The following is a 13109-nucleotide window of genomic DNA, read 5'->3' as shown; positions in this document are numbered from 1 at the left end:
GAGCTGGCGACACTGAGCGCACCGGTGCTGGTGAAGTTCTACACTCAGCTCCTCATCGACGGACAGATCAAGCCCTTCAACAACATTCGCATATACGACCATTGCATCCGATGCGACTTGACACGGCCGCCAACCACCATGGGCAATCACAGTACCTGCGAGGACAACATCCTTGCTGCCCGAGCCGCTACCAGGCCGGTCGGATACCGACCCCGAAACCAGCTGGGCTGCAACCGAAAACCGTCCGCAACATCGACTGGGGAGGCGCGCAAAAATCTGCGGAATCCGACGGTCATCTATGGATCTCGTATCCGCGACCTTTGCGACAGCACCACACCCATCACGCTCAGGGTTGTCCCCGATGCCAAAGCACCGCAAGAACGGCCCGGAACCTAATGATTCCGGGCCGTTCTCAGTAGTAGCGGGGACAGGATTTGAACCTGCGACCTCTGGGTTATGAGCCCAGCGAGCTACCGAGCTGCTCCACCCCGCGTCGGGTGAAATGAACAGTACAGGGGCGGGGTGGATATACCAAAACGGGCGATTGGGGTCGGTGAGCTATCCGAATGGATACCGGTAGCGGGCGGTCGAATTCGCCGCCGCGGCGTCAGCGCGCTTCGGGCAGGTTGATACGGTCGGGCGGATGTCTGCCGAGGCCGGAAGCACCCTGCCCATCCAGCGAGTTCGGGCCATTGTCGAACTCGCCGGATTGCGTGGGTGGGATATCAGCGGCATGCTCGCCGATGCGGGGATTTCGCCGGATCTGTTGTCGGAGGGGCGATCCCGGGTCACCATCGATCAGGCGGTGCGGGTGGTGCAGCAGCTGTGGCGGGCCACCGATGACGAATTGCTCGGGCTCGGACTGCAACCCATGCCTCGCGGCACGCTGCGGCTGGTGTGTTTCGGGCTGATGGGCGCGCCGACGCTGGGGGCGGCGATTCGCCGGTTCGAGAGTTTCCGGCGGTCACTGCCCGGTCTGCCGCGGGCCTCGCTCACCGAGCGGGACGGGGAGGCGCGCGTCGGGTTCGATATGAGTGGGGCGGATCGCGCGCCCGGCATTGTCATCGACACCATGCTGGTCATCACGCATCGCTTTCTGGCGTGGCTGATCGGCGGGCGACTGCGGCTGCGCCGCGTCGAACTGCCATACGCCCGCGATCCCGAAGTCGACGACTACGACGTGGTTTTCGGTGCGCCCGTGGTGTTTTCGGCCGCCGAACCGACGCTGATCTTCGATGCCGCGCTGCTGGATCATCCGATCGGGCGCACCGAGGAGGAGTTGCTGGAGTTCCTGCGCAACGCACCGTCGGGGGTGCTCGGCCCGCGTGACTATTCGATCTCGCTGGCCGCGCGGGTGCGGCATATCCTGCAGCGCGGACTGGACGGTGAATGGCCCGGGGTCGAGGACATCGCCGCCGAACTGTCCATGAGCCCGCCCACCCTGCGCCGCAAACTGCGTGAGGAGCACACCGCGCTGCGCGAGATCCGCGAACAGATCCTGCGCGACGCCGCCATCGCGAGCCTGGTGCGCGGGGAGGAAACGGTGGCGGCGCTGTCCCGGCGGCTCGGCTTCTCCGAGCCCAGCGCCTTCTCCCGGGCGTTCCGGCGCTGGACCGGCAGTCCGCCCGGCTCCTATCAGCACTGAGCGGCTGAGCGTTCCGGTCAAGAAGTCGAGCGAGGCGGTCATTGGGAAACCGGGCATATCGCCTTACCGTCACGGCAGAGCCTACTTAGAACAGAGGAGTTCACTCGTGGCCCTGCACCGCTCGCCGTGGATGGACGAGGACCTGGACGCGCTGTCCGATCTCGCGCGCAAGTTCTTCGAGAAGGAATGCGCCCCCAATGAGGACCGGTGGGCCCGCCAGCACCATGTCGACCGCGAACTCTGGAACCGCGCGGGCGAATTGGGTCTGCTCTGCCTGAGCATTCCGGAGGAGTACGGCGGTGGCGGCGGCACCTTCGCGCACGAGGCCGTGGTGCTCACCGAACAGGTGCGCGGGCTGTCCCCCAGCCTGGGCAATCCCGTGCACAGCGGGATCGTCGCGCACTACCTGAACGCCTACGGCACCGAACAGCAGAAGCAGGATTGGCTGCCGCGCATGGCATCCGGCGAGGTCGTCGGCGCGATCGCGATGACCGAGCCCGGCACCGGCTCGGATCTGCAGGGCATCAAGACCAAGGCGGTCAAGGACGGCGACGATTACGTCCTGAACGGCGCCAAGACCTTCATCACCAACGGGTACCTGGCCGATCTGGTGATCGTGGCCTGTAAGACCTCCGAGGGCAAGGGCGCGGACACCGTCTCGCTGGTGCTGGTGGAGACCGACCGCGAGGGCTTCCGGCGCGGCCGCAATCTGGAGAAGATCGGCCAGCACGGTCAGGACACCTGCGAGCTGTTCTTCGACAATGTCCGTGTGCCGCAGTCGAATCTGCTGGGCAGCGCGGAGGGTATCGGCTTCATCCAGCTCATGCAGCAGCTGCCGCAGGAGCGCCTGATCCTGGCGGTCATCGCCGCCGCCGCGATCGAGAAGACCGTCGAGGTCACCCTGGCGTACACCAAGGAACGCGAAGCCTTCGGCAAGCCCGTCTTCGCCTTCCAGAACACCCAGTTCACCCTGGCCGAATGCGACACCATCAAGTCCATCGCCTGGGCCTTCACCGATGACTGCGTCAACAAGCATCTGCGCGGCGAACTGGATGTGCCCACGGCCGCCAAGGCCAAGTGGTGGCTCACCGAACAGCAGTGCAAGGTCGCCGACGAATGCCTGCAGCTCTTCGGCGGCTACGGCTACATGGCCGAATACCCCATTTCGCGCATGTACGCCGACGCCCGCATCCAGAAGATCTACGGCGGAACCAACGAGATCATGAAGCTTATCATCGGCCGGACCCTGTAGTACCCGATCGCAACTGCCGCTGCCGGACCCGGGCCGAACCCGTGATCAGGCGCAGGGCCGTGCCCAGCAGCAGCAGATTGCCGATCATCTGCACGAGAACGAAACCCCTGGCCAGCTGGCTGCTCGCCACGATGTCCCCGAATCCGACGGTGGCGAACACCGTCACGGTGAAATAGAGCGCATCCAGCTTGGTCAGCGAAACCCCGAAATTGCCGGGGTCATTGAGGTTCAGCAGGTAGTAGACCGTGGCGAAGCCGATCAGATAGGCCCCGAAAACCGTTGCCAGCGCTTCGGCGGCCTGTTCGATCGGCCGATCCACCCGCAGCACCCGGCTCACCTGCCAGACGCACAGCCCGAACACCACCGCCAGCCCGGCCGTGAGCAGGACGAAGGCGGGCACATCGTCGAGCCGATCGAACGGCAGCAGGAAATACGCCAGCGCGAATGCCGTGACGGTCACCAGCGAGCGCGCCATCGCACGATAGAACGATCGGCGTCCGCGCCGTGAAACTCCGCTCCCACCAGGCTGTTTCGGCATGGGGAAATGCTACGTCGCAGGTGGGAGTTCCTGGCGTAAGGCGCTTACTCGGTCGCATCCTCGAGTGCGGGTTCGGGTGTGGTGCGGGCGTCGATTTGTTCGCCGATGTAGCGGATGATCACCGCGGCGATGGCGGCGACCGGGACGGAGAGGAAGGCGCCGACTATGCCGTAGAGGGAGCTGCCTACGGTGATGGCGAGCAGGACTACGACGGCGTGCAGTTGCATGCTGCGGCTTTGCAGGATCGGTTGCAGCACATTGCCTTCCAGCTGCTGCACGACGACGATGATGGCCAGGACGATCAGGGCCGAGGTGAGGCCCTTGGTCACCAGGGCCACCAGGACCGCGAGGGCGCCCGCGACGAAGGCGCCGACGATCGGGATGAAGCCGCCGAGGAAGGTCAGGACGGTCAGCACCGCGGCGAGCGGGATGTGCATGATGACCAGGCCGCCGCCGATCAGGACCGCGTCGATGAGGCTCACCAGGGCCTGGGTGCGGATGAAGCCGCCCAGGGTGACCCAGATCCGGTTCAGGACCTCCTCGACGTGCCGGCCGCTGCGGCTGCCCAGAATCGAATGCAGCCAGGGCAGCAGGCGCGGGCCGTCCTTGACGAAGAAGAACGTCAGCATGAGCACCAGGAACAGGGTGACGATCGCCGAGGTCGCGGTGCTGACACCGCTGAAGACGCCGCTGGCGATGCGCTCGGCACTCGACTGCACCTTGCTCACGATCGCGTCGACGGCCGAATTCAATTGTTCGTCACCGATATTCAGCGGCGGTCCGTGCAACCAGTCGCGCACCTTGTGCAGGCCCTCGGTGGCGCGATCCGCGAGCGCGGGCGATTGATCGACCACCGACGGCACGATCAGCGCGATCACCCCGGCCAGGATGCCGAGCAGACCGAGCGTCGTGATGGAGGCCGCCAAGGCGGGCGGCAGACCACGCTGCACGAGCCATCGCGTCGGCGGCCACAGCACGGTGGAGATCACCAGCGCCAGCGCCACGGGCAGCACCGCGACCCAGAGCTTGCCGAGCACGATCTGGAGCACCCACGCACCGGCCGCGATGGCGACCAGGCACAGCGACCATTTGGCGAGCCAGAGCAGGCCCTTGCCGATCACAGCGCCGCGATCCGGCAGCGTCGCAGACGCGTTCGGCGCGTGCGGCACTCCGCCGGATTCCGGCCGCGCCGATTCCGTCAGCACCGACTCATCCCGCGCCGATTCATCCCGTTCGGACGACGCCCTCGCGGACCCGACCCCGTCATTCTCGTTCGCTGGCTCGCTCACGCCCACAGTCTGGCACGGTGCGCATGAGAAACCATGGAGCACGTTCGCCGCCGGTGACGCCGCCCACACCATCGAGCGATTCCGGCAATTCGGGCAGTCCGCATCACCCGAATACCCCCGCGTGCGCACCGGCCAATGCCAGCCGGGTCGCCGAATCGGCCGTCGCGTCGGTCAGCCGCTCGCGGGTTATCAAGGCGCGGAAGTAGATCGGCGCGACCAGCGCCTTGACCAGCTCCACCGGATCGGTATCGGCGGGCAGTTCCCCGCGCTCGGTGGCGCGCACGACGATCGGCAACGCCTGGCGAATGCGATCGCGGAAGACATGCCGGACCACATTCGGGGGCGGTGCCGAACCGGCGGTCTCGGACACCATGACGGCCAGCACCGCCTGTCCCCCACGGCTTTTCACCCATGCGACCAGACCGCGCGCGAGTGCGCGCAGGTCATCCTCGACCGAACCGGTATCCGGCAGCGGAATCTCGGCCGCCGCACTGTCCGCGAGCGCATCGGCGATGAGCGCGTCGCGGTCCGGCCAGCGCCGGTACACGGTGGTCTTGTGCACCCCGGCGCGGCGCGCCACATTGTCGACGGCGAACCCCGCGTAGCCGAGTTCGGCCAGCTCGGCGACGGTGGCGGCCAATACGGCCGCGCGCACCTTGGGTCCGCGACCGAGCGGCGCGTCAGGGCTCATTGCAACTCCTAGTTGCGATATCGAACAGGCACGGGCATGCTCGACCCTATCGCAACTCACTGTTGCGATAATTCAGGACGGGAGTCCCATGCTGTCGAAACTCGTTCGCGCGGCGGCCCTGCTGTTTCCGGGCCTACTGGCCGGAGCCTTCGGCTACGGCGCGGTCAATGTCCTCTACGCCTTCCGCGAGGTCCCACTCGATGTCCGATTCACCTTCCATACCGCGCTCATGCGGGTCAACGGCCCGGTCATGCAATCGCTCATGGCCCTGACGATTCTGAGCACCCTGACACTCGCGATCCCCGGCCGGGGCGCGACCCGACTGCTGGCCGCCACCGCCTCGGCCCTGGCGGTGGCGTCCTTCCTCATCACCCGTTTCGGCAATGTCCCGATCAACCAGCACATCAAGGTCTGGGCGATCAGCGGCCCGCCCGCCGATTACGCCGCCCAACTGCACCGCTGGGAGATGTTCCACTTCACCCGAACCGGTTGTGCCCTGGTCGCTTTCGTCCTGGCGATCGCCGCGGTCACTCAGCCCTGGCGCTCGGGGACCGGACAGGCGTCGACGGCCTCGGCGACCACCTGGGGTTCGATGGCGGCCGCCGGTCGGGCTCCGAGCTCGTAGTCCGCGCCGGTGATGATCGCGGACGCGGCCAGTGCGCTCAATTCCTCCGGATCGTAAACCCTTCCGCGACTGAGGAATCGGAATCCCTCGGGGCTTTCGAGACTGAATCCCGAACCGCGTCCGGGCACCATATCGAGCACGAGCTGGGTATGCCGCCAGGCTGCGAACTGCGGTCCCGAAATCCACACCGGCGCAATATCTTCCGGTGCAGGCTCGATTTCGGGCAGCTCATCGGCCCGCAGCCGCAGATCCAGCAGCCCGAGCAGCACATCGGCATCGCCGACGATGAATTCCCCTGCGGGATAACACATCGGCGACGAGCCGTCGCAGCACCCGCCGGACTGGTGCAGCATGAGCGGACCGTGCGAATCGCGGAGGCGACGGAGCAGATCCATCGCCGCCGCGGTGGCGCGCACGCGCCGGGGCTCGGGCATCAGAAGAAGCCTTGCGCCTTCGACGCATAGCTGACCAGGAGGTTCTTGGTCTGCTGGTAGTGGTCGAGCATCATGCGGTGGTTCTCGCGGCCGATACCGGACTGCTTGTAACCGCCGAACGCGGCATGTGCCGGGTACTGGTGATAGGTGTTGGTCCACACCCGCCCGGCCTGGATATCGCGCCCGGCCTTGTAGGCCACCCCGCCATCGCGCGACCAGACGCCCGCGCCGAGCCCGTACAGCGTGTCATTGGCGATCTTGATGGCATCGTCGTAATCGGTGAACGAGGTCACCGAGACGACGGGTCCGAAGATCTCCTCCTGGAAGATCCGCATGGAATTGCTGCCGGTGAACACGGTCGGCTGCACGTAGTAGCCGCCGGACAGATCGCCACCCAAATCCACGCGCTCACCACCGGTGAGCAGGGTCGCGCCCTCACCCTTGCCGATCTCGATATAGGACAGGATCTTCTCCAGCTGGTCATTGCTGGCCTGCGCGCCGATCATCGTCTCGGTATCGAGCGGATCCCCCTGCCGCACCGCCTTGGTGCGCACCACGGCCGCGCTCAGGAACTCGTCGTAGATATCGGACTGGATCAGCGCGCGCGACGGACAGGTGCAGACCTCGCCCTGATTGAGCGCGAACATGGCGAAACCCTCGAGCGCGCTGTCCTGGAAATCGTCATTGGCGGCGAGCACATCGGAGAAGAAGATATTCGGGCTCTTGCCGCCGAGTTCCAGCGTCACCGGGATCAGGTTCTGCGAGGCGTACTGCATGATCAGCCGCCCGGTGGTGGTCTCACCGGTGAACGCGATCTTCTTGATGCGCGGGCTGGACGCGAGCGGTTTACCCGCCTCGACGCCGAAGCCGTTGACGATGTTCACCACGCCCGGGGGCAGCAGATCGCCGATGATGCTCATCAGGAACAGGATCGAGGCCGGGGTCTGCTCGGCGGGCTTGAGCACCACGGCGTTTCCGGCGGCGAGCGCGGGCGCGAGCTTCCAGATGGCCATCAGGATCGGGAAGTTCCACGGAATGATCTGCCCGACAACGCCGAGCGGTTCGTGGAAGTGGTAGGCGACGGTCTGGCTGTCGATCTCGGAGATCGAACCCTCTTGTGCGCGAACGGCTCCCGCGAAGTAGCGCAGATGGTCGATGGCGAGCGGGATATCCGCGGCCATGGTCTCGCGGATCGGCTTGCCGTTATCCCAGCTCTCGGCGAGCGCGATGGCCTCGAGGTTCTCCGCGATTCGATCGGCGATCTTATTGAGGATCAGCGAGCGCTCGGCGACCGTGGTCTTACCCCAGGCGGGTGCGGCGGCGTGCGCGGCGTCCAGCGCGAGCTCGATATCCTCGGCGGTGCCGCGCGCGATTTCGCAGAAGGTCTGCCCGGTCACCGGCGTCGGGTTCTCGAAGTACTGCCCCTTGACGGGTGCGACCCATTCACCGCCGATCCAGTTCTCGTAGCGGGACTGGAAGGACATGGCTGCCCCGGTGGTGCCGGGGCGCGCGAAGACGGTCATCGATACTCCTGAATCTGCTGACGGTTCCTGCGATGTCAGATGTGATCCAGGACACTACGAGCGCGGCTGTTGCGCTACCGTTGCATAAAACTGGTCAGATGCCCAATTTTCGGTCTATGAGCGCCAATTGCGCCTCGGCCTGGGCATACATCGGCGAATCCCGGTCCAGCGACGCCAGATACGCGGACCAGGCCGCGATATCCTCGCGCCCGTCCACCGAACTGGTCCAGCGCGCCAGCAAGCGCCGATCACCCGCCGCCAGCAGCGCGGCCCGCACCCGGCAGTGCAGTTCGGCGCGCGCCTCCATGATTCCGGGCGCGAGCGAGCGCGGCAGCATCGGACCCGGATACGCGCGCAGCGCCGCCGCCGCGTCACCGTGCGCCAGCGCCCGGCGCACCGCACCGATATCGGTATCCAGATCCAGCAGCAGCCGATACGGTCGCGACGCCAAACCGTTCGCGCCCACGATCTTTCGCACCCGGGACAGTTCCGCGCGCACCGTCACCGGATCCAATTCGGACTCGTCGAGCAGCATCGCCAGATGGTCGGCGCTCAACCCCTCCGGATGATCGGCGAGCAACACCAGAATCTCGGCGTGCCGCTGCGACAGGCGAATTCGCTCACCGTCGACGGTGAGCACCGGCCGTCCCGCACCGAGCACCTGCAATCGCGCCAATGCGGAATCCGGCGGCGACGGCGCACCGAGCAACCGCAATCGCAACTCCGATTCCGCGGCCACCACCGTCGCCCGGATCAGCGACAGCATCTCCGGTCCGGCGACTCGCGGCCCGCCGGTGATATCGATCGCGCCGATGACCCGGCCGCTGCTCGGATCGTGCACGGGCGCTGCGGTGCAACTGAATTCGTGCACTGCCCGGCTGAAATGCTCGGCCCCGAAAATCTGGACGTGATGATCCAGCGCGAGCGCGGTCCCCGGGGCATTGGTGCCGACCCGATCCTCACTCCAGTCCGCGCCCTCGACGAAATTCATTCCGGTGGCGCGATCCTTGACCCGGCGATCACCCTCCACCCAGAGCAGTCGGCCCTGTGCGTCACTGATCGCCACCAGCAATCCGGCATCGGCCGCGTCCTCGACGAGCAGTTTGCGGACCACCGGGCGAATCGACGCCGTGGGATGGGTTGCCCGATAGCGCTTCAACTCGGGCGCGGTCAAATCCACCGCACCGCCGAAACCATCCGGATCCACCCCGTTGCTGCGGCTGCGCCGCCACGAATCCAGCACCACCGACCGCACCGAATCCCCGCCCGGGCGCACCGTCGGAAGCTGGCGGCCGTCGATAAAGGAGTTGTGCGCGAACGACATTCGCAACGCCAGCTGCGTGACGTCGTCATCCGGCCGGACGGCAACCCACGGGCTGCCCTGCGCAACAGTGCTCAATCGCTGTCCTTCACGTTCCCCCGTCTTCCACTGTAACGCCGAACGCGAAAGTGGCGGGCGGCCTTCGCCGATCGCCGCGTGTCGAGCGGGCACACCGAATTTCGCCGGTGTTAGCATCGCGCGTGCCATCGGAGCGACCTATTCGCCCATTCGATTCGGCATTCCATGATTTCGACCTGAGTCATTTCGCGCACGGTTTCGAATAACCCAAGAAAGGGCCGAATACATATGCTGGCGCTCCTCGGAATAGCGGTCGTCTCCGTGATGACCCTCATGCCCCAGGCGGTCACGGAGACCGTCACCAGGGTCCTGGCCTTCATCGGCTGATACCGGTCCGCCGTAGGCTCGTAATCATGCGAATCGCAATCATCGGCGGACACGGGCAGATAGCACTCCAGCTCACCGGACTGCTCAGCGAACGCGGGCAGCAGGTGCTGGGCGTGATCCGGAATCCGGAGCACGCGGCGGAGGTCGAGGCGGCGGGCGGCGAGCCCGTCGTGCTCGATCTCGAACAACGGGGCGCGGCGGAACTCGCGGCCGCGCTGCAGGGCGTGGACGCGGTCGTGTTCGCGGCCGGTGCCGGACCCGGCAGCGGGACCGAACGCAAGTACACGGTCGACCGGGACGGGTCGGTGCGGCTCGCCGAAGCCGCCGAACAGGCCGGAATCCGGCGATTCCTCCAGATCTCCACCATGGGCGCGGGCAAACCCGCCACCGGGGGCGACGAATCGTGGATCGCCTACATCGACGCTAAAACCCAGGCGGAGAACGATCTTCGCGCCCGCGACCTGGACTGGACGATTCTGCGGCCGGGACGGCTGCTCGACGACGCTCCCACCGGAGCGGTCCGGCTCGCCGATACCGTCCCCGCCGGAAGCATTCCCCGCGCCGATGTGGCGGCCGTGCTGTCCGAATTGCTGGTCACCGGCGCGGGAGCGGGCCGGGTCCTCGAACTGATCAGTGGAGACAGCACCGTCGAGGACTCCGTGAAGGCGCTGTAATCGGCGACACCCTCAGAGCAGCGTGACCGCGTCCGGTCCGTCGCCGATCGTGGCGATCAGGACCGGACGGGTAGCTCGCCCGACGGGTGATCGGTTGCGCCCCAATCGATCCGCCGCGATCCGGACCGCCGCCCGCTGCCCGCGAGCCGAACGGCTGGATGAGCGGGACGCGCCGAAGCGGTAGGGTTCGAAGGGTTTTGCGGTATCGAGGGGCCGAATGGTGCGTGCGGGCGAGGAATTCGCGGGATTTGTGATCGAGCGCCGACTCGGCGGGGGCGGGATGGGCGAGGTGTATCTCGCCCGGCACCCGCGACTGCCCCGGCTGGTGGCGATCAAACTGCTGGCGCGGGAACTGGCCTCGGATGGGCTGACCCGGGCCAGATTCGAGCGCGAGGCCGAACTCGTCGCCCGGCTGGACCATCCGAATATCGTCACCGTGCACGATCGAGGCGTCGAGGACGGGCGACTCTGGATCGCCATGCAATACGTCGACGGGGGCGATGCGTCCGCCGTCGATCCCTTCCGCCTGCCGCCCCGGGACGCGGTGCGGATCGCGGCCGAGACCGCCAAGGCCCTGGACCACGCGCATTCGATGGGCGTACTGCATCGCGATGTGAAACCCGCCAATATCCTGCTGACCCGGGAGACGCCGGGCCAGAAGCGGCGCATTCTGCTGACGGACTTCGGGATCGGACGCCTGCGCGACGATTCGACGGAATTGACCAGAACCGGCACCCTCGCCGCGACCCTCACCTATGCCTCACCCGAGCAGCTCTCGGGTGAGGCGCTCGATCACCGCTCCGATCAATATTCGCTGGCGTGCACGCTGTTTCGCCTGCTCACCGGGTCGACGCCGTTCCAGTCCGAGACCGCGGCCGGAGTCGTCGCGGGGCATCTGCAACATCCGGTGCCACGGCTCACCGATCGGCGGCCGGGGCTGCCCGAAGCATTGAACGAGGTGTTCGAACGCGGTCTGGCCAAACGACCGGGCGATCGATTCGAATCCTGCCGCGAGTTCGCCGCCGCGGCCGCACGCGCGCTGACCGCCGATCCGGCGGCGACACCGGAGTTCGCACCGGCGACACGGCCCTTCGAGGTCGCCGAACCCGCGAACCTGGCATCCGCGCCGACCCTGGTCACGAGCACACCGGGCGGCCCGGCCACGCTCGTCCTGCCCGTGGTCGGCGATGTCACCGCGCTGGAAGCGGCACGGCCCCGCAATGATTCGGAACTTCCGACCGACCCCGGAACGCACACCGACGACGGCGCGGACCTCGACGACGGCAGGCCCGCCCGCAACGGTTCGAGGTCCGATTCCGGAACGCCGCCCGATACCGGATCGAGGGCTGACAGCGGCGCACCGTCCGACAACGGATCGAGGGCTGACAGCGGCGCACCGGGCCGCACCGACGCCGGGATCGCCACCGGCGCACGGCGCGATGGCGGCGCACCCGCCGATCGCGGCGCGCGACCGCGCAACCGGCGGATCGCGGCCGGAGCCGGAGCACTCGTCGTGGTGATCGCCGCGGCCTGCGGAATCTTCTGGGCGGCACATGATTCCGCCGCGCGGCCGAAGATCTCGCCGCCGAACGCGGCAACGCATGCCGCGCTCTATCCCGGCTTCACCCCGCTCACCCGGATCGATGTGAACGGCAACCCGGTCGACGAAACGAAATCGGTGCTGGATCCGGCCAATGACGGCAGGCTGTTCTGCAAACCGGTATCGATCGCGGCGGCGCTGCCGCTATCCGGTAAGGATGCGTCATTGGGGCGCAATGTGATCGGCGGCGTCCGGCTGGCGGTGAACCAGTTCCTGCGGGGCGGGAACAATGCCTGCCCGGTCACCCTGCGCGAATTCGATACCGCCGGTGATCAGGAGACCGCCACGCAGGCGGCCGCGCGCATCGCCGATGACGAATCCATTGTCGCGGTGATCGGGCCCGCGCTGTCCGGGGAGGTCATCGCGGCGGGCAGCACCCTGGACGGGGCGGGACTGCCGTTCCTCACCCCGGTGGCGACCAATCCCCTACTGGCGCAGTGGCGCTGGTCCGGATTCTTCCGCGGGCTGGCCAATGACCACGTCCAGGGCCCGGCCGTCGGCCGCTACCTGGCCGAGACGGCGGGCTTCGCACACGTCTGCGTGGTGCGGGATACCGGCGGCGGCTTCGGAAACGAACTGGCCGACAATGTGATCGAGGGCCTCGGCACGGCGAAGTCCTGCGAGGTCAGCATCGATCCCGATGCCGATCCGGCGGCGGCCGTGACCGCCCTCGCGGACGCCCACCCGGACGCGATCTACTACTCCGGCTATGCGAAGGCCGCGGCGAAGCTGCTGACCCAGCTCCGAAATGCCGGTGTATCAGCGACTTTCGTCCTCGGCGACGGTGGGTACGATCCGCTGTTCCGCGGCGACGCCGGTGCCGCCGCCAAGGGCGCGATCGTGGCTTGCCCGTGCGGTCCTCCCACCGATCGCTTCCAGACCGACTACCGAACCGCCACCGGCGCGGCTCCGGCCCCGCACGCCGTCGAGGCGTACGACCTCACCGCAATCGTCTTGCGAGGCATAGCCTCCGGCCGCGTCACCCGGGCGGACCTGCGCACGTATCTGCACAACTATCACGGCGACGGTATTGCGCACACCTACTCCTGGTCCGCCACCGGCGAACTCACCGACCCGCGCGTCTGGCTCTACCGACTGGACTGAGCCGGACC

Annotated in this window: 11 protein-coding genes and 1 tRNA gene; 5 read left to right on the top strand and 7 right to left on the bottom strand. The window is 67.0% G+C overall.

The genetic code is table 11. The features are described 5' to 3' along the window. Window positions 1–419: 419 nt before the first annotated feature. Window positions 420–493 (bottom strand) — tRNA-Met (locus ACFC0O_RS35970). Between the two features lie 150 nt (window positions 494–643). Here ACFC0O_RS35970 and ACFC0O_RS35965 point away from each other — a divergent pair. Both ACFC0O_RS35965 and ACFC0O_RS35960 read left to right on the top strand, forming a co-directional pair. Then, window positions 644–1645 (top strand): AraC family transcriptional regulator, encoded by a 1002-nt coding sequence (locus ACFC0O_RS35965; RefSeq protein WP_375966044.1) that lies wholly within the window; start codon window positions 644–646, stop codon window positions 1643–1645. 130 nt (window positions 1646–1775) lie between these two features. Beyond that, a complete protein-coding gene (locus ACFC0O_RS35960) occupies window positions 1776–2897 on the top strand; it encodes an acyl-CoA dehydrogenase family protein (protein ID WP_375966490.1) in 1122 nt (373 codons plus the stop codon). Here the strand turns inward: ACFC0O_RS35960 and ACFC0O_RS35955 are convergent. The 3 genes from ACFC0O_RS35955 to ACFC0O_RS35945 form a co-directional block, all read right to left on the bottom strand. Beyond that, window positions 2878–3372: a potassium channel family protein gene (locus tag ACFC0O_RS35955; RefSeq protein ID WP_375966041.1), complete on the bottom strand. Its 495-nt coding sequence runs from the start codon at window positions 3370–3372 to the stop codon at window positions 2878–2880. The genes ACFC0O_RS35960 and ACFC0O_RS35955 overlap by 20 nt on opposite strands. A gap of 107 nt (window positions 3373–3479) precedes the next feature. Then, a complete protein-coding gene (locus ACFC0O_RS35950) occupies window positions 3480–4604 on the bottom strand; it encodes an AI-2E family transporter (protein ID WP_375966487.1) in 1125 nt (374 codons plus the stop codon). Between the two features lie 223 nt (window positions 4605–4827). Then, complete coding sequence (locus tag ACFC0O_RS35945) at window positions 4828–5415, bottom strand: TetR/AcrR family transcriptional regulator (RefSeq protein WP_375966039.1); 588 nt, start codon at window positions 5413–5415, stop codon at window positions 4828–4830. Window positions 5416–5503: 88 nt separating this feature from the next. Between ACFC0O_RS35945 and ACFC0O_RS35940 the strand changes: the two genes are divergently transcribed. Next, window positions 5504–6040: an anthrone oxygenase family protein gene (locus ACFC0O_RS35940; RefSeq protein WP_375966035.1), complete on the top strand. Its 537-nt coding sequence runs from the start codon at window positions 5504–5506 to the stop codon at window positions 6038–6040. On the opposite strand, the gene ACFC0O_RS35935 is transcribed toward ACFC0O_RS35940, so the two are convergent. The 3 genes from ACFC0O_RS35935 to ACFC0O_RS35925 form a co-directional block, all read right to left on the bottom strand. Next, window positions 5947–6474, bottom strand: a complete 528-nt coding sequence (locus ACFC0O_RS35935) for a DUF779 domain-containing protein (RefSeq protein WP_375966033.1) — start codon at window positions 6472–6474, stop codon at window positions 5947–5949. The two genes, ACFC0O_RS35940 and ACFC0O_RS35935, sit on opposite strands and share 94 nt — an antisense overlap. Further along, window positions 6474–7997: an aldehyde dehydrogenase family protein gene (locus ACFC0O_RS35930; protein ID WP_375966031.1), complete on the bottom strand. Its 1524-nt coding sequence runs from the start codon at window positions 7995–7997 to the stop codon at window positions 6474–6476. Before ACFC0O_RS35930 ends, ACFC0O_RS35935 begins: the two co-directional genes overlap by 1 nt. 94 nt (window positions 7998–8091) lie before the next feature. Further along, window positions 8092–9321 (bottom strand): transcriptional regulator, encoded by a 1230-nt coding sequence (locus ACFC0O_RS35925; RefSeq protein WP_375966485.1) that lies wholly within the window; start codon window positions 9319–9321, stop codon window positions 8092–8094. Window positions 9322–9749: 428 nt separating this feature from the next. Here ACFC0O_RS35925 and ACFC0O_RS35920 point away from each other — a divergent pair, with 428 nt between their 5' ends. Further along, on the top strand, window positions 9750–10397 hold the full coding sequence (locus tag ACFC0O_RS35920) for an SDR family oxidoreductase (RefSeq protein WP_375966029.1): 648 nt from the start codon (window positions 9750–9752) through the stop codon (window positions 10395–10397). Between the two features lie 217 nt (window positions 10398–10614). Next, entirely contained in the window at window positions 10615–13101 is a 2487-nt protein-coding gene (locus ACFC0O_RS35915) for an ABC transporter substrate-binding protein (RefSeq protein ID WP_375966027.1), read from the top strand. The last annotated feature ends 8 nt before the right edge of the window (window positions 13102–13109 follow it).

It is taken from the genome of Nocardia sp. NPDC056100 (assembly GCF_042266325.1).
Classification (GTDB): domain Bacteria; phylum Actinomycetota; class Actinomycetes; order Mycobacteriales; family Mycobacteriaceae; genus Nocardia.
The sequence above is the reverse complement of the archived record's forward strand: the minus strand, read 5'-3'. Positions and strand labels throughout refer to the sequence as shown.